At 51.3% G+C, this 19,357-nt stretch carries 2 protein-coding genes and 1 pseudogene; 1 reads left to right on the top strand and 2 read right to left on the bottom strand.

Translation table 11 applies throughout. From position 1 onward, the window contains the following. Both F459_RS0120945 and F459_RS0120940 read right to left on the bottom strand, forming a co-directional pair. Positions 1 to 2,712, bottom strand: a 2,712-nt coding sequence (locus F459_RS0120945; RefSeq protein WP_026295142.1) for a hypothetical protein, incomplete at its 3' end; no start/stop codon positions are given. An 18-nt stretch (positions 2,713 to 2,730) separates the two neighbouring features. Continuing rightward, positions 2,731 to 18,954: an OmpL47-type beta-barrel domain-containing protein gene (locus tag F459_RS0120940; RefSeq protein WP_154651760.1), complete on the bottom strand. Its 16,224-nt coding sequence runs from the start codon at positions 18,952 to 18,954 to the stop codon at positions 2,731 to 2,733. A 223-nt stretch (positions 18,955 to 19,177) separates the two neighbouring features. Between F459_RS0120940 and F459_RS0120935 the strand changes: the two are divergent. Then, positions 19,178 to 19,357: pseudogene (locus F459_RS0120935) on the top strand (IS5 family transposase); the annotation flags it as partial.

Genomic DNA, 19,357 nt, shown 5'->3' with positions numbered 1-19,357 from the left:
AAAACGCCCTATCCTTCCAGCGCCATCTCCTCTCCTTCCTTCAAGCCATACTCTCCCTTCATCATCACTCAGAAACGCCCACTCCTCTCCAAGCCCTTCTTCATCCCCATAGTACGACCCTTCGTAATCCACCTCATAGCTCCCATCTTCCTTCCTCTCAAACTTCGCTATCAGATGCTCTTCCCCTCCTTCCTCTTTACTGTACAGCCCTATCCCACTCCCCTGGTTGTTGTAGATATTCCCATACGTTTCGGCACCCTTCCCCGCTTCGTAGTACATATCCTCCACTCCCAGCAGTTCAACCTCTCTCCTCTTCTGCGGCAGCACCTGTGCGCTACCCCCTCCTTCAAAGCTCCCCTTCACCTCGATTCGGCTCACGATGATCCCTTCCATCTCCTCCTCGTCTTTCCCTTCCACCCGCTTCTTCGTGTTCGGTATCCACCGCTCCCCCTCATAACTCACATCTACCTTCAGTCCCGACAGGTCATAGGACGCCAGCTCCCAGCCATCCCTTTTCCCTTCGCTCCCTTCTCCTTCCTTCTTTACCAGAACCCTTCGGACATGGTAACGCTCCGGCCTATCCGTAAAGCCTCCAAACCGACCATTCGGATTACCCCATAGCCCAAGGCTTACCATCCCAAACTCTCGTTTCGCCGTTACCACCCATACCTGTTCCATCAGCTCCCGATTATCAAGCCCCTGCGCCTCTCCTTCTTTCCACCCCACTCCTACCACGATCCCAAGATCAACCTCGCCGTTCTCTTCATACCTCACCAGCAGGTCTCCCGCCTTCACTTCCCTCAGCTCAGGGATGATAACCGTGCTTCCCTCAAGGTCCTCACGCCTCAGCCGATACCCTCCAGCTCCTATCCTTCCCCCCTCTTCGGGATAATACGCAGGATACCCATCCTTCAGTCCCGCTCTCTCTCCACTCATCCCATAGTAGCCGTCCAGGTTTTCTATCACCTTTTCCCCGTCCGGTCCGCAAAACCTCACTCCGTCCCCCGTCATCGCAAGGGCTCCGGCCACAAGCCCGGCTCCGTCTACCCCGCACCTTCCATCTATCGCTTCAAGCTCCCCACGCCCCAGGCGGTAGTACCCTGGCAGAAACGGCTTGACTTCTTTTCCCTCATATTCACTTCCTTCTTCCACCTCTTCTCCGCTTACATAATGCTCATACCGTCCCTCAACGCCGAAATCAAGCAGGTTCCAGCTTCTCTTTACCTTCGCTTCCGTACTTTCCGGTATGCTTCTGAAGGACTCATCTCCCAGCTTCCACTCCATTGCACGGTGCTGCTCGTGCAGCTTGTAATTGAAGGTCCTCGGACTATCGATCCCGCCGGGCGTATAGGCAAGGGGATTCCCCCCCTCGGCCATAAAGCTGGGGATATCTGCAGAGAGTCCAAGGCTGGTCACTCCGCTCAGGGGCGTAAACTCCTCATAGCCAAAAAGCGCTTTCAATACGCCCTCATGTCCTTCATGCTCCGCCGCGAGCCTTTCAGAATCCAGGCTCACCGTTCCTACACTATCCGGCAGATAGTTCGTCGCTCTGCTCCTTCCGTTTTTCCCCGCCTCTATCCAGTCCCGGTTTCCGTCCTTAACCAGCTCCTTGTATACCTCGTTTCCGCTTTGCGGCTCAAAGGCAAACTGACTGTCCAGATACACCGTATATTCACAGCCCCAACTCAGATATCTCAGCGCCGCCTTCGCAAGTTCCTTCCCGTCACTTAATGGCTCGTAATCACGATAATTGTAACGGCTCTCTTCTCCCAAGGCTTTTTCATACATTCTCGAGAGCACAGGCTTGTTTTTCTTTGCAAGATAGGCGAGATAGGCCTTCAGATATACTGCCCCATGCTCTCCATAGATTTTCTCAAACCCAACTTCATCTACGTTAAAATACGGAAGCGATCCCTTCTCCTCCACTATCGGCAGCTGGTCCAGAAATGCCACGCGAAAGGCGTTCTGAAGATCCTTCAGATTCTCGAGCGCCCCGATTTGGACACGTGCATTTGTCAATTCAGTACTTGTAAAGTCAAAACTATCGGCAGCCACATTGAGAAACTCATTTTGCTCGCTGCCGAAAAAGGTCGACAGGAAGGCAAGCTGCCGTACTTTGTTGGCCGTATCGCCCGTTCCCGTGGTGATATATTCCCGCTCTCCCGCAAAATAGCCCCCTGAAAGATCAAAACGTACCTCGTAAAAGCCTCCGTTTGCTTTCAAAAGGAAGAGACGGAAGCTGTCGCCACTAGCTGCTTCATAAAGGAATTCGATCTCTGCCATGCTTTTATTGTAAGAAAGCATGTCCCGCTCGCTCTGGTTCAAGGTATCCAGAAGCCCATCCTGGTAGCTCCCGCTATCGACAAAGAGGTTTTCGATTCCCGACGGACTTTTGGCCTCCGTACTCTTTGAGGCCGAGAGCGAAGGATAGATCTTTTCGGCTGCTTCACTCACATCCTCAAAACGGTCGCTGTCCACACTCCGGCATGCTTCATCATTTACCACGTAAAAGGCATAGCGTATCCCCTCGGTCCATTCCCAGGCAAGTTTCACCCTACCCGGTTCGAGGGTGTAATAGAGGTCGAAGGGCATACCTTCCCCTTCTGTCGCCGCTTCAAGCTTCTGTCCCTCGGGAATTTCCTTTTGCCCAAAGGCAAAGAGCGGGGCCGTGCATAGTACCATCCATAGCATGATTGTCCATATTTTTTTCATGTGCTTTTTATCTCCCTTCTACCATGAAAGCCAGGGCGCACCGCCGATGACTACTTCTTCACGCCGATCTATCGTCTGGGAAACCGGAGGATCCCCCTCTCTCAGCGCCTGGATTTCCACCGACTCTATCGGAAATCCATCGGTGGCGCGTATTTCGAGGATTCCGTCGGATGTTTCCACCTCACATTCCAGCAGGTAGAGTTCCCCCGAGTTCCATCTCCGCTCCAGATCAAAGTTCACCCCGCCGATCGATATGCCGGCACGATCTCTCCTGCCGATCGGACCTGTTTTGATCCTGACCAGATAGCGTCTTTTCGCGGATAACTGCCAGAGGAAGCGCTCTCCCCCCTTCAGGCGGATAAAACCGTGCCGCTGGATCTTCGGTAAGCCCCAATTATGTTGCCATCCCCCGCCATGGTCCCAGGGCCGCGAGGAATCAAGCACACGATACGAACCCATACGCTCCGAATGATCACAACTGAAGCCATACTCCAGGCCCCCGACCCTCGGGCCAAAGGGCTCCCCAAGGCTCTTGGCACCGGGATACATTCGGTCTCCAAAGCCTATGGTGATGGCCCCGATCTCCTGGACCACCTCTATGCGGATCTGACATTCTTTCCAGTGCCCCTCAGCCAGCAAGGTGCGGCTGCGAAGGTACAATGGGCCTTGTTTCTCCGGCACACGAAAGCCGTTCTCGTGATCCAGACTAAGCGATTGCCAGTCTGTGCCGTCACGGCTTGCAAACCACTGCTGTTCAAGATCCGCCTCATCTCCCGCTATATTCCTTATGCGGTAATCAAGTTCGAGTCTGCTTCCGGCCTCTACCTCCATCCCCGGTCCGGGAGACAGGATCTGGCAGCCTCCGAGGTTTTCTATTACATAGTACTCTTCACTACTGGCAAGTACCTTCCCAGCGGCATCAAGAGCCTCCACTCGCAGGCCTAAAACTGCCTGCTTCTCCGTATAATCGATGGTATAAGAGCCGTCGCTGTCCGTTCTCAGCTGCTGCCAGCTTCCATCGTCGATCCTTACAAACCAGCGGTAGCCACGCGCATCATCACCAAAATAGTGGCAATGATAGTCGATACGCTCCAGGGGATAGAGGAGGGCTTCTGCCATGGGACTTAAAATCCTCACGGTTTTGTCCCTGCCGGGGCGGACAAAGTAGAGCAAACCGTCGGCCCTTCGGTCCCCTGTTCCGGGAAGCACAACCCGCTCTCCCTTTCTATAATGGTGCCGGTATATATCAGCACCACGAGGAAAGTAGAAGCGGTTTCCAATGGTAACGGCCTCTTCCACCAGTTCCATATTAGGAAGGGATCGATGAGACCTCGCATCTCTTAAGATAAAGAGATCCATATCGCTGCCTGCGGTAAACTCACCCAAATAGGTACCGGAAAAGCGATCGGTAAGGTTCGTCCGTATCATCAAACTGCCCTTTAGGTAGTCGGGCAGGAAACTAAAGCGGTTAAACGGCATATAGGAAGGGCTATAAATCGCCTGGCCTTCCTGGATATTCTCCACCACTTCCCGTCCAGGGCTGTAATAGGCAAAGTGCAGATTCAGAATTAAATTCTCCGCACCATAAGCAGGTACCACCAGCTCTTCGCTCTTCCACGCCTCTTCCCGTCCGGCCTTGTCGATGCTTCGGTAGCTGATCTCATAGCTGCCGCTTGCTTCAATAACCAGGGGCGATGCATAGATCCTGCTCTCTCCCCCGTCGATGCGGTATTCGACTCTATCCACACCGCTCTGACTATCTGTAGCAGACAGATAAACAAGGCCAAGTCCCGGTTCTGTTGTAAACCGAATGTTTGTCTCGGGTTCGTAGAGATCCACCGGACATTCGATGCTTGTCGTCGTTTCAAGGCCTCCGGCCCTGTCCACGGAACGATACTCCAGCAGATAGTCATTTTCCGTTCCAAGGGTAAAAGGCCCGGCATAGCTCATCCATTCCCCACCGTTTAAGCGATACTCGGTTCTCTGGATCCCGGACAGACCATCGGAAGCCTCAAGACTCACCTTCACTGCTCCGGTAAACCAGCCCGACGAATTCTGTTTGCCTTCAAAGGCGTGAACAGTCGTCGGCGGCTCGCTGTCGATCCGGAGGTTCACCACATCTTCCGCCCCCTGGTATCCATATGAGTCGGTTCCATAAGCCCTGATGCCGAAAACGCCCTGAGGAAGCCGGAAAGGAGCGGTATAGCTATTCCACTCCCTTCCATCAAAGGTGTAGGAGATATCCGCCGGATAGGTCTCTGCATCTTCACACCTGATGGCAAGGTCAACCGGGCCCTTGTACCAGCCGTTGGTTCCGTCGGGGCTTGCAGGACTGAGCATAATCGTCGTCTCGGGGGGATAAACATTCGTCCTACCCTGATATCGCATAAGCTCACCATCCTGGCCAAGGAAAAAGAGACTGTTGTTGCTCACGATAATATCCCCGGCCTGCTTGTCTAAGGTAAAGATCTCGTTTCCACTGTAGAGATTGAGGCAACGCACATCGTTATCGGTGGCGATGTAAAGCTTTTCCCGGCAAAGAGCGGCATCACGAACATTGAGAAAGCGCCTGACTACCTCGGAACCCGTCTTCACATCGTAAAGCACCACTTTATCAGAAGCATAGATGCCTGCCCGATTCTGCCCAAGTATCAGTGATCCTTCGTTCATGCCGGTATAGGTACTCCAGAGCCGCTGAAAACTACCATCAGTTGCGGTCAGCTTGCCCCCGGTATCTGCAATAAGGACAAGTCCAGAGCCGTCACTTCCGTCCGCTGGCGAAACGGCAACATCGAAGATATCCGTATCGTGGGTATAGATACTCTCCCATCCATCTTCGGTTGCCTTCATGATCTCTCGTCCATTAAGGCGGCAGAGTTGTTCATCCTTCCAGAAGAGAACGCCTTTGGCAGCAGCCTGGTCGGTCTCCTCTTCTATGGCGGATACGGTTCCGCCTATTGTCTCGGCATCGTCACCAATTTGAATCTCGAGTCGTTTATCCCCGCTCCAGAGCACCAATTTCGTCCCCGAGAGGGTGAAATTTTCGATCTCCTCCCGCTGCCATACGGTGTTGCCGTAGGAACTTTCCACCGCTGAGAAGAGCCCTTCGTCCGAAAGGATGTAAAGCATGCCGCTCTGATACACCATCTTTATCAGCGATTCATTGCGGGTAAAGATGGTTCTTCCGTTGTCGATTTCAACTCCACGCAAACGCCCTTCTTCCCGGACAAAAAGCCGATCTGATCCGGCTATCATGGCATCGGCACCCTTACCGGCCTGGCTCTTCCATTTCACGACCGCTTCCGCAGGTCCCTCGATGGGGATATAGCGCCTTCGACCGCTATCCTTTTCGGCCCTGCCCCAGACGTTTTCCGTAATCGTTATGCTGTATTCCCTGCTGTCGCTATGGCCACCGGCGTCCTCTGCGGTTACGGTAAAGCTCTCGCTCCCCCGCTCGGAGGGAACGCCGACGATGCGACCGTCACGTTTAAGCATCAGCCCGTAAGGCAAACGCCCGTCGCTGCAGCTGTAGGATACCTCGCCGTCGTTATTCTTGTGGCTCAACTGCGCCGAATATTCTCCGTCAATAAGACCGTCTGGAAGAGATGTGGTTTCTATCTCAAATCCATCGCCGATGATAACCTCAACACTCTTGCTTGATTCGGTAAGACGGCTGTTTCCGGAGAGTTCGACCTGATATCTTCCGTTTTTGATCCCCGGCTCTGCGGTAATAGTCATGTTCACCGCACCATTGGGGGTTACGCTACTCTTGTCCAGGGTAACGCTAAGTTTTGCTTCCGCCGAGAAAGGCTCAAGTTCCACGGGAATGGCAACGCCCTGGACCGCCCAGATAAACGATGCACTATCGCCGGGCTGAAGACGGAGCTGCGCCATTTCGGGATATAAACTAAAACCGGTATCTTTGATCTGGAGAGTACCCGCATCGAGTTCTTTTCCGGCAAGATCCACCACTACTGTTCCGCTAACTGCCGAAGCACCCGTCGTCACCACAATTCGGTCGTCGCTCCACTGCTCTATATTCAGGGCCTCTCCGTTCAGGGTAACCGAGCCCCGTTCACTGCCAAATCCGTTTCCATAGATTGAGAACGATTCGCCCGCAAGCAGGGCGCCCGGAGCGATGCAGGACAAAAGCGGATCTATCTCACCTTCTGTCACATTCTCGTCGAAACTGATGAGATCTCCCTGGTCACTTTCAAGAACAAAGGAACCCCGTAATGCTGCAAGTCCCGCGGCAGCATCTACTTCCACTACACATATCTCACCTGCCGCAACAGACGGCGACAGAAGATGTACAGAAAGTCCCTCGCTGGCCTCTTTTACCGAAAAATATGCAAGCCCGTCGAAACGATCTTCACCGACAAGCTCCAGGAAGTAGCGGTCCTTCTCACCGGCGTTTACCTCACTTATGCTCTTATACACCTTCACCCGATAGGAGGGTCCCACAATGGTCAGGCTCTGGGAAACACGATCTCCTCCGGGGCCCTCTATGCTCAGATTATATTCCCCAGGTTCCATTCCGGGAGCAATAGCTATTTTGCATTGGTGTTCCGTAAGCGATGCAGGAATAATCTCATCATCGTTCAGGAAAATCCGGCTTCCTTCGAGAAAATTACGGCCGCTTACTGCCAACAGGGCGCCGTCCTGGGTATGGAAGGAGGCCGGTTCGACATCGATAATCTCAGGCTGGGGGTAGACAACGTCGATTCCCAAGCCTATCTCATCGAAAAGCTCCCTGTTTCCCATATTTGCAAACCGTAGAGTGGCCTCGTAGTGGCCGGGAGCCGGATATTCCACCACACTTCCGTCCTCTTTAGTAACGGGAAGAGTCGCAACATTGAAGGATATACTGCCGTCTCCATCGCTCAGGTTACAACTATCCTGCCCCTTGGCAAGAAAGAACCAATCAGGAGCATCTGTTACCTTCACGTCCATATAATCCTGAGCACTCCCGGTAATCTTCTTCTGCACGACCTCATAGGCCACCGACAGCTCCGCAGGTTCTCCGCGGACAAGACGCAAGGAGCTTGTTTCCTTAGCGATCTCCGGCCTGTTGTAAGGATCATTCCCTGCCCTGTGGCGGTAGGAAACCTCGCGGACGGGGCCTTCCTCCCCATCCCCATTGTACGCAGCCACGGCCACTTCATAGCTTTCTCCCATCTGCATGCGGGCAAGGGTCCAGCTATTCAAGGCACCTATATTGTAGCTTCGGCTTGTTCCGTCGCTTGCCGTCAGGTAGACGATATATCCCTGAGACAGCCCTTCGGCAGGATCGCTGAAAGCAAGTTCCGCACTAGTTTCATCTTTATAGGCAACGATCAGGTCCGTCACCCTTTCAGGTCGCGCATCCGGATGATCGACCACAATTGTCCCTTCGGCATTCGCCGATACAGGAATATCACTACCGTCGTTTACCTGAGCCGAGACCGTATACTCTCCCTCGGGAAGAGTCGAGGTATCGACGCTGATACGAAAACTGCCGTTCGGAGATGCCACGGCTTCCGTTACTGCACGTTTACTTCCGTTTTCCTCGTTCCCGAAAAAGATCTGAACTGTCGGGACCTTTCCGGCATACCCATATGCACTTCCCTCAATTATAATCTCGCTATCGACACGTACTCCCCTCCGTTCGGGATTTACCACTTCAATCTCGGGTGCTGCAGTTGTGCCTAAAACATCCACCGTGTAGGGGGCGCTTTCTGCCAAACCTTCGATCTCGATGCTCCACCGGCCAGCTTCAGGATCACTGATCGCCATCAGGTAACCATTGTCGACATGCATGGCCTCAACGCCCTCGCTACCTTCCATGAAACTCCGTCCCGATGGACTTATTGCCCGGATGGATGGATTTCCCTCTTTATAGCCTACGGCAAAGATAATTTTTGCTACTTTCTCCACGGTGACCGTCTGGCTGCTTGTCGAAAGACTTCGTGTCAGCGGACCGACAGCCGCTTTCCCCGGTACCGAGAAACTGTAGACAGGGCTCGCCCCGCTCCACCTGCTGCGATCATAGTAATAGACAGAATCGTCTCTTCGCTTTGAAGCTCCGGACTGTAGCAGACTATTTTCAAACTGGCCTCCCACATTAAGGCCATTAACATCCAAAAGCCTGGCATCCATCCTTGCCCTTGGAACGTCCAGGTCGTAACTGGAAACACTACCGAGATGTAACTTCCCGGAATGGGAGACAAAGGCGCCGATATTGCCAAATAAAGGAACATGGACGTATCCGCAAATACCGCTTTTTCCATTGGTGAATTCCCCGAACATTGCCCCAGTCTTAATCCAAAAACTTTTCCATGGAATGTCTACAAACCATCCATCGTGAATACATCCCTTTCGCAGACCAAATTTAACTTCTCCTTGTCCTGCAATTTTGGTCTTTTTCCCGTCCTTATAGATCCAAAGCTCCACACGCCCATCTACAAACTTCAACTCAACCTCAATGCTTCCATACAGTACATCGTTAGTTATCGCCGCAAGGAGCTCGGAATGTATCATCCCATGCAAAACATGGGCATTCCCCTCCAAAGCGATTTCCCAGTTGGAGATATCAAGCCAGACATCAGTTGAACCTCTAAGGATGTTTCCACCTGAACCGTCGATCATAGATACGTGAATCTGGATTCTTGTTCCCTCATCGAAATAGGGTCTAATATCGGGGGGAAGCTCATCGGGAGGGCCAAAGGCAAGACCTCCTCCGATACCGTTCATAAACAAACCCGTGGGCCCCAAGGGTATTCCGAGTGCGTCCGATTCAAAGGAGAAATATGCCCGTTTCAATCCCCAGGGATAGGTATGGGACACATTGGTAAAAGAGGCTATGGCATCCAAAGCACCAAGACCGGGAATACGTGCCAGCCCTTCGGCGGCAATGTAGTATTCACCGTCGTTTATGGCAAAGTCTGCAGAAAGACTAAAGCTCAATCCCCCTGCAATCGTAAACTCAGGCAGGCCAAAACCAATCCCACTGAACCGGAATCCTTCGCTTCCAATAGAAACATCGTTTATGTCGAGGGTAGATCCCCCTACAATTGCCGGGGTAATCAAGCGTGTTTTCGAAAAGCAGATCGCCTTATGCTCAAAATCAAGATAAGGATCGATAAGGAGTAACGTAAATCCCGCTACATCGAACTCCATATCCGGAACAATGAAATCCCCGTGAAACTGTCCGTTCCTGTCGATACGCACATTCCTAAGGCCGAAATCCTTGTAGCCCAAAATTGCCGGAAGGGTTATAACTGCCGAGTCTATGCCGATACCATCGTCATCAAAAACGATATCACGCATCTCCAACGGCATACCAAGAAGTTCAATATTCACCTTCCTGAGCCCGGCTTCTATGTTCGATATCGATCCGTCCCAGTCAAGATCAAGGGATTTCAGTTCGATGGTTACCCCTGCAAGGCCCTCATAAAAGTTGTCGGGAAAGCGCAGGGTCCCGGCCAACGAGACACCATTTTCATTAAAGTAGAGTGCATCGCTGGATGCAGTGATTCCGGCAAATAAGTCGAATTCGATCTTGTTGCCGATTCCGGCCTTAAAATCGGTAATGCCCTTCCGGCTTGAAAGCGTTAGGGTTTCAATATCTACAGACCCAAGGCCTCCCAATACCGACGTCAAAGCAGAAGGCAGAAGAATTTTCCCGCTTATATCAAAGAGAATTTCATTATCTGATCCATTTCTGGCCCGCAGACTGCAGGCAGAAAGAGAAGCCCCACCGAAAAGTTCCGTATCAAGATCATCGACCCGTATATCAAGCGCTGTAATTATTCCGTTTGAATCAATGGAGAATTGTCTAATTGCTACAGGCAGTCCCGATAGGCCACCGGGAAAGCTGACGGGAAGCGATAGTGTTCCGGAAACCGAGGTAACCAGGCTGTTGGAGTCTGCATCCTTTTTGAGCGCAACGGCCCCATCCGCTATCGGCATGGTACCGAAAAGTTTTTGATCAACGATATCGGCACGAACATCGATGGTTTCGATATTTCCATCGGAATCAAACCGCAAGGTTTTTATAGCACAAGAGGTTCCGGCTATCCCCACAGGAAAAGAAGAATCAAGTATAAGGGTTCCTCCGAGATCAAAGACAATCCGGTCATTTACCTTATCGTACACTGCAGACAAGTTTGTCCCTTCAGCCTTCACCCCGCCGAAAAGTGTCTTTCGTTCCGGTACCGAAAACGAAGATGCAAAGCTTTCAAGTTTTCCTTCCGAGTTGATGATGAATGAGCTAATATCTATTTCTTCTCCCGCCAGATAGTCTGGAAGGCCATCGGGAAGTTTTAAATGTCCGGACAAAAGTCCCAGTGAAAAACTATTCGCTCCTTCGCCTTTGTGGATCGCAAGTTGCGCATCGGCTATCGTTGTCACCCCAAATAGTGAAATATCTTTTGGCGTTGAAACAGCATTGATGGAGAGCAGTTCCCAGGTATTGATAGTAAATCCTATCTCCGCATCATTCATGCGCAGACCGGCAATCCCTGAGGGAAAGATATCTCCCAACAGGATATCTCCTCCAATCCTTATGATAAAATCACCATCGACACGGCCGAAACCGAGCGTACCATTCTGAAGAGTCAGGGCATCAAAAAATGTTCCGTTCACCCCGCTTGCCGACGCAGCTATATTTACAACCTCTCCCTTGCCGTTCATTTCAAAGGCGTCTACAGTGAGTACTTTACCCCGTATCGGAGAAGGCAGTGCATCGGAATTGGGAAGTGCAACAGAACCTTTGAAGGAGAGGCCGAAGCCATACTCATCTTGATTAAGGCCTATTTCATTAAACCGAAATGTCAAGCCGGCATACTTGAAATCGAGTGCTTCAAGGGCAATGCCCTCAACATCAAAGGCTCCAGTCCTGATATTAATGCCGAGATTCGAGACTCTTCCCGACTTCGTAATAAAACCGGGAGGAAAATACAGGCGCCCTGTCTTGATCAAAAGCCAAATATCACCATCTTCACGCTTTTCGAGCGATAGTGTGCCGACTTCGAGCTTCCATGAATCGGTCAGATAAAAGGTAAAGGTGCTTTGCAGGGAAACGTCAAGATCCAGAAGCTCTCCACCGGTAGAGATCCGGAAGCTTTTAATTGCAAGCCGTTTCCCACCGAGCCCCTCTGGCAAGTTTTTCGGCAGCAGTACGCTGCCGCTGAAATCTATAATGCCTTCCTCAAATGCCAGGCCGTCCAGCGTGAAGGTCATACCCCATATATCGATTGGATCGATACTGCCGATCTGCCAATTTCCGTTATTGTCGATTCTCACGCCATGTATCCGCAAGGGATCGGCTTCAAGTGCCTGCGGCAAGGTAAAGCTTACATCTCCGATCTGAAGTCCGTTTTTGGTCAGAAAGAGGTTTTCAAAAAGGAGAGTGCATCCACCAAGTTCAAACTTGACGGATCGAACCACCGTATCGCTTGAAAAGCTTCCGTCGGGATAGAAGGTAACCGATTGAAAGTTGATACGCTCCCCGCCTAATGCGGGAGCAAGCTGAATAAAAACAGAGGCGCTTAATCCTTCATCGCTAAATTCAAAATCCTGTCCGGAGAATTCTCCACCGAAAAAGGGAAGATCGACCGGGGATAGTCCGTATCCCCGGCAACCCAATGTACCGTCGGAATAGTAAGTAAGTTCGCCTATCTCCGCCTTTTTACCCGTATTTGGTATCGTAATAAGATTTCTGCCAATGCGCAGTCCATTATAATCAAATGCATAGTCGCTTCCGGTAATCCGCCACCCATTGTAGCGGTAATCGACAGCGTTGTTGCCTTCCCCGGCAAGGATATTACCGTACCCGTCAATCGTGAAATAGCTATCGCCGGAATACTCGGCAGAGGCCCCCTCTCCCATTCCATCGGTAAAGGATACCCGCCCCCTGCAATGCAGTTCTTTACTGGCCGCAAAGGCACAAGATTCGATCTCCCCGGGAAAGTTATTGGATGATATAAAACTCCTGTGGCCGCTGTAGCTTCCCGATTCAATAAGATCGCCACTACTGTTCACGCGCAGGCCGGGGATCTCTATCTTCAGTTCTTCACCCAGTACCCCTATTGTAGCCACCGCTGTTTCGGCAATCAGCTCATCACCTTCTATCGTGCTGTCCGTCAATGTCACCGGCACATCATTCAACAGAAGAGCCAGTGGCGTCAAAGGCTCTCCACTTTCGTATGCGCCAGAGGGAAAAAGCCGAAAATCAGGGTAAAAGCCAGGTTCTCCGCCGAGCCCCTCAGGCAGCACCAGCGCGGCGTCGCCGCCAAGGCCTTCCTCATTAAGTTCCAGTTGTGTGAGAAAGAAATTCCATCCGCTGCTTGAAAAATTGAGGACCTCATTCCCCGTTGCAGCGCGCCGAATTCCCTCGCCGCCATATATCAGGTTGGACAGCTTTGTTTCCACCTGTTCGACCTCTTCCGGTAAGGGAACAGACAGCGATCCAACCGTAACTGCCGTACCGGTGAAGCCTACATCGGAAACTTCGCAGGAATAATTTCCGACAACAAGGCGTTCCAGCCCCGGAGCAAGTGTTCCCGTCCCCATATAGCCGCCTCCAGCACTATCACCGGAGAGTACCAAGGCTATTTTTTCAAAACGAATTCGTTTTGGTCCAATGCCATCGGGACTTACCAGGTCGATCGCCGGTGCGAAAAGGCCTTCATCCGTAAGCGAAAGCCCCTGAAGATACACCTCTCCTTGATAGCCGCCTTCCGGGGAAAGAAATCCAATCTCTTCCTCCGAGACTCCCGCCCGATAGATGCTTTCATCGGTTAAGCGGATACCAAGGTTTTCTATGCGCCAGCTTCCACCGCCGAAGGCTGGCGGAATGTTGACAATATCGGCCTGCTTAAGCAGCATACCGGTTTCGGTCAATACAGCATGCTCGCTTTCAATCAGATAATCGTGAATGGTGAAAGAAACACCCCCCGATACCGGTGCATCGAACCGCCAATCCGCTCCGTCATTTCCCATTGCAAGCCGACTTATTTCATAGCTAAGGGTAGTCCCATCGCCCCGAGCTATGTCGACATGACCGTTTTGAGCATAGAGTACACCATCGATAAAGCGAAGACTGTTTTCTCCGAAACGGTAGGTAGCCGACTGTTCATTACTTTCAAACTGGAATCCACCACTCCGAAAATCCGGATAGGAATCGGCATCGATTTTTCCTTCCGAGGTGACGGCGTAATTCTCCACCACCACTTCCCGCGGCTCATAGCCCGCAGGCAAAAGGAGAAACGACTTGAGAATGATAATACGATCTTCTTTTATTTTTGCACTCTCAACTCGAAGTTTTACCCCATCACCACCAATGGGCTGCAGAAAAAAAGCGTGATCGATTGTTCCCGCTTGAACGGTATCACTGCTGTCTACAGCGGCTGCTTTCACCGGAAGCGCATAGACCGGCAAGCCATCGCTTGTTTCCTCAAAGAGCATCACACCCCGATGTTCAAGGAAAAGGGTCGAAAGCGTACCACTGTCAAGCCACCGATAGCCCCCCCCCATCCTTGTTGTATGGATATCGTCGAAACTCCAGCTTTCATTTTCAAAATGATAGCCAGCCTGTCCATGTGCATAAGTGCCGGAAGAGAGGATGGATGTCAAAGGAGGAAAGCTGACGACAATAGGACCGTAATCGTAGGAGACTTCCTGTTGTTCACCATCGATCAATTCTTCCCGCCGGTATTCCGCAGTATCGAAAGAGAGCCCCTCCTCTTCCGAGAAATGAAGTCCGTTTACCTGGAAAACGAAACCGTTGGCGATAAAAGAAAACAGAGTAGAGGGATCACTGGCGTATAGCCCATTTTCAAGATCGGCATCTGTCAATGTCACTTCGGAAAATCTCTCTCCTGTAGCAGACGAACACAGGATGATATTTTCCGGCAACAATAGATGTGCATCGACACCTCCGCTGTGGCTCATCTGGGTGCCTTCTACCACAAAACCGTCATAGTTGTGTCGAAAGGGTATGGGAATATCAAGTTCCGTCATCTCTCCGTCAAGGGTAAAAACACAGGACTTCTGTACACTATTGCCCGCTCTGTCACTCAGACGCACGGATGCAATATAGGTAACAGTGTCGGAAAGACCGTAAAAGGTGTACTTGGGTTCATTGCACAAAGTCCACTGGGATAGTGTCGTAAGGGTTCCTGATTCCGCATGTAAAGCGGCAAGCTTTACATGCTCGCGAACAATATCTCCATCGTCAATTCCGGCCGACCAGGCGATGGTTGCTTTTCGAAGCTGCGCATCACTGTCGATAAGCTGCACCTCAGCATCTTCACCGCTGTCACCAAAAGTGGGAAGTCCAAGATCGTAGAAAAAGGAGGTCGCCGATCCATCGCGGTTACCGGCATAATCCTCTGCCACAAGCGCTATGTAGCAAGCCCCTGAAGGTTCTTCGGATAGGTCGCCAAGGGATAGCAGGATGGTATCGTCCGTGGTGGTATTCCAGGAGGATAGATCCATCGCTTCCAAAGTCTCATCATCCTCAGGCAGCACAATCTCTGTCGTTGCTATCCGGTAGTAAATCCGCCTCACGCCCGTCATATCCACCGGCGTATCCCATCCAATCGTGCTGCGCTGCTGATTGTACCACTGCACAGGATTGCTTTGCGGCTGTGCATAGACCCGCAAGTGTTCCGGGGGAGAGGTATCTACGCGAAATTGATATTCCGCCGCCCCGCTCTCACGGCCGTTTCCCCCAACAGAACGCACCGTAAGAAGATAGAATTCACCTACCTCATTATCCTCAAGTTCGGTGCATTCAATATTTTCTCCCGAAGCGTCGATTTCTCCCCCTCTCAGAAGCCTCCAGTCCGTTCCGGCACCAACCGAAAGTGTGTAGGCAAAGCCGCTCAAACCGCTGACAGATTCCTCAGGTGCAATGATCCGGAACGTCGCATGGTCAAAGGGAGCCGCATCGGTGACAAGCTTTGCCTCCGGATGGGTAAGTCCCTCTATTTTCGGCGTCGCGGGAAGGCCGTTATCGTGACGAATGATCCGCTCAGCAGGAAGGCTCCGGTTTCCTCCCGCATCAATCAGCCTGAGATAGAGATAGTTCGGGCCTGTATCGACCTTGAGGTCCTCAAGAGAAAGTCCTTTCTGTTCCTCATGAAAATCTCCATTATCAGGGTCGACGGGCTCATTCGACAGGTAATAATCAAATCCGACAAGCTCACCTTCTGCTTTTTTACCTCCGGAATGCAGATAATAATCCTCTCCCGTTATCTCGATATCAACATAGTCGGATAAGGCATACTCATACGCTTCCAGATATCGCTTTTCTCCTCCCCCTATATCCTCGCTGACCTTTATTCCAGTAAGGGTTGGTGCACTCTTATCAACGGCAAAGCTTCCTGTCCAGAGATCCGTGGCAGCAGAAGCATTATCACGACTCTTATTTCCGAGTAGATCTTGCCCGCTGATGAGGATGGTATGAAGCCCTTCGCTTAACTCATCCTTATCAAGTGCTATCCTTCCATCCTCAGCCAGGGGTATATAGGAAGAACCGTCGATGGAATATTCGTATGAGATACTACTTGCAAGTCCGACACCAACTCCGTCGTCGGCGGCAAGGCCTTCGACAATGAGATTTCCGTCTCCATTAAGGAACCTGCTCACCTTTCCAGCCGTTACCCGAGGCCCGCTTCTGTCGATCTTCACCTCGGCCTTAAGATTTCCAGTATTTCCTGCCAGGTCGGAGACGCTAAACCAGATCGACGTAATACCCTCATCCACGACCTCTACACCACCGGAAGGGGTGTAGGCCGTCCAATTCAGACCGCCGTCGAGGGAATATGCGTAGCTCTCCTCCTGCAAAAGCGAACCGTCATTGCAGACTGCGCTCACTACTACCGATGCGGCATCTGTCCATCCTGAAATTTCTGATATACCACCAGGTAAGCCGCTGTAGGAGAGCACAGGATCGCTCCGGTCAATAACACATAGCACCTCCGCCGAGCTGGTATTCCCCGCCCCATCTTCTGCATAGAACACAACGTCGTAGCTGCCTTCCGCATCAATTTCGAGCAGACTTCCATCCCAATCCTGAAGCGTTCCGTTCTGACGATACGAAAGGGCCGCTACACCCGAATGTTTCCCTGATGCCGGAATAGGGTCGCTTACCTCGGCCGTGAAAAGAAAAGGCGAATCATTGTAATAGCCGGTTGTCGGTTTTACCTCAAGTGTTTTTCGCTCATCTCCATCCATTCGTACGGGAAATATTTCCGGAGGAATCGAATCAAATTGAATCGCTACTTCTGCTTCCTCACCTTCGTTGCCGGCCTTATCGGCAACCTTCACCAGCACCACATTTATTCCCTCCTCAAGGCTTTGGCTTAGCAAGGAGAGCTCTTTCCACTCATCCCCCTCCTTCCAGCGCCAGGATTCGGGATCAACACCACTACCTCCGGGAGCATCCGAGGCACTGAAATCCTGAGCAGATATCGTATTGACCCAGCCGTTACCGGTATAGGCAAGAGCGTCGGGCCCATTTCGATCGATTTTTACAAAGCCGGTACCGCTCCCCCTGTTCCCAACTATATCGGAAACGGTGTAGGTAACAGAATAGCGTCCATCCACGGCCGTATTGTTCTTTTCGACCTCTGCAGCACGACCGTTCCCACTCCTCCAGGCTTGGTAGGCATTTCCATCCCACTTTTTCACACTCCACCTGTAACTGGCTTCATCAATCGGAGAACAGCGATCAGGATCATAGGAAGCGTCTTCCGATTCATCTAAGGCCGCCACCTCGTATACAAGCTTTTTCTGCCAAGTGCTTGTCTGCCCTGCTTCCACTCCCGACGAACTGATATCCACGACAGGCGATAGCTTGTCGATATAAAAAAGCGTGGAAGTATTCGTTTCATTGCCAGCTTCATCCGATGCAGAAAAATCGATCTTTTGTCGACCCTGTCCACTTACCGTTACCTTTCCGGTAAAGTCGTTCCAGGTGCCGCCGTTGATTCGATAACGAGCATTCCCGGCCAGGGGTGCAACAGAACCCTCTCCATTATCAACAAGGACCTGGAGCAGCGGAGTTTCATTATCGGCAGACGGAGAGACTGCCCCCACATATAATGCCACATCTGTATTTGTCCATGATCGGGCAGCGGGGCCCGTTCCATCTTGAATAAAGGCCTTCCCCATGTTCTGAACAGTCAGTCCTGGAGCAGCCCGGTCTATTTTAACAGGAACCACTTTGACCGTACTATTTCCGGCAACATCAAAAGCCCTGAAGGCTATATTGGTGATTCCAGAACCAGCAATCTCGACATCATCGCCCGCCGTATAGTTGTTCCATGGACCAGACGTTCCGCCAAGACTATACTGCAAAGAGCCTTCCGCCAGTCCCGAAAGGCCTGCCTGATCCTCTGCAGCCGCCCGAAGAACCACCGTCTGGTTCGACCAAAGATCCGTGTCAAAGGCACTTAAACTACCATCGGAATCCGACTTCTGGTAGCTCTCGACATGAAAGCTCGGAGCCTGTTTATCAACCTTGACCGTCGTGCTTGCAGTACTCTGATTTGTCACATGATCCCGAACCTGGAAATCCACAGTGATAAGCCCATCTCTTTCGATTGTGAGATCCTTTCCATTCTCACAATCACTCCATGGCCCCACTATCTCATCAGGGTCACCATAGCGCATCCGATACTGAAGCGTATCCTCATCAACACCGGAGTGCTCATCATCCACATGAGGTACAAGCAGCACCGCATCCTTTGACCATCCCGATGAAGGATTTGCAACACTCAGATTCGGCGCATCCTTATCTATATACACCACCGTAGAGGTGGTCCCCACATTGCCTACTTGGTCGGAAACCTTAAAGGTTACGGTGTGGATCCCGCTCTCTCGGATCTCTATTTCCTGGTTCTCAGAACAGGCAAGCCACGCTCCCTCGTCGATCTTGTATTGATAGCTATCCTCGTCGATGCCAGCGCCATCATCACTCGCCCCGGCACTCACACTCACACCGATACGATTCCACTCTCTTCCATGCTCATCCGTATACCAATCAGCGGGATTCAGCTCTCCCCCGGATTCCTGCGGCAGGTGACTAACATCTAATGGAGCGAATTCAGGAGGAATGGTGTCACGGTAGATGTGGGTAGTATTTATTGTTAGCCGATGCCATTTATTGCCTTTTTTCAGATCCTGTATTTCGATTTGTATTAGTAGCGGTACGTCATTAATTAAATTCGGCGATAAATTCGAAAGGGGCATTGTCCATGTGCCATCCCTATCATGACCTTTGGTCGAGTCACTAGTTATCCACTCAACATCGCCAACAAATACACGAATCCCAAAAATACGAGCATTCGCATATTGTGTCTTCGTAACCTGCAAATAAGCGTTTTCACCAGAATAATAATAGGGCACCTCTAAAAACTAGAGGGATTTCCTAAATTTTGTAATTGTTGATATTCTCCTTACAGGAGGAGGAAAGATGGCACAACAAAAAGGCTTTTTTGATGAAGATTTTCGTTTGGAAGAAATCAGCAAACAGGGAGACCCGCTTCGGAAGTTGGATGAATACATCGATTGGGAAATGTTTCGTCCGATTCTCAAGAACGCCTTTCGTAAAGAAGCAAAAGGACCTGGAGGAAGACCTCCGTTTGATTATGTG

Origin of the sequence: Sediminispirochaeta bajacaliforniensis DSM 16054 (assembly GCF_000378205.1) — a bacterium.
Taxonomy (GTDB): Bacteria; Spirochaetota; Spirochaetia; order DSM-16054; family Sediminispirochaetaceae; genus Sediminispirochaeta; species Sediminispirochaeta bajacaliforniensis.
Note: the sequence above shows the minus strand (reverse complement) of the source record. Positions and strands in the feature narration are given on the sequence as shown.

Excerpts from the sequence above, each read along its gene's own strand:
- F459_RS0120940 (WP_154651760.1), bottom strand. The coding sequence starts at position 18,954 with ATGCCCCTTTCGAATTTATCGCCGAATTTAATTAATGACGTACCGCTA.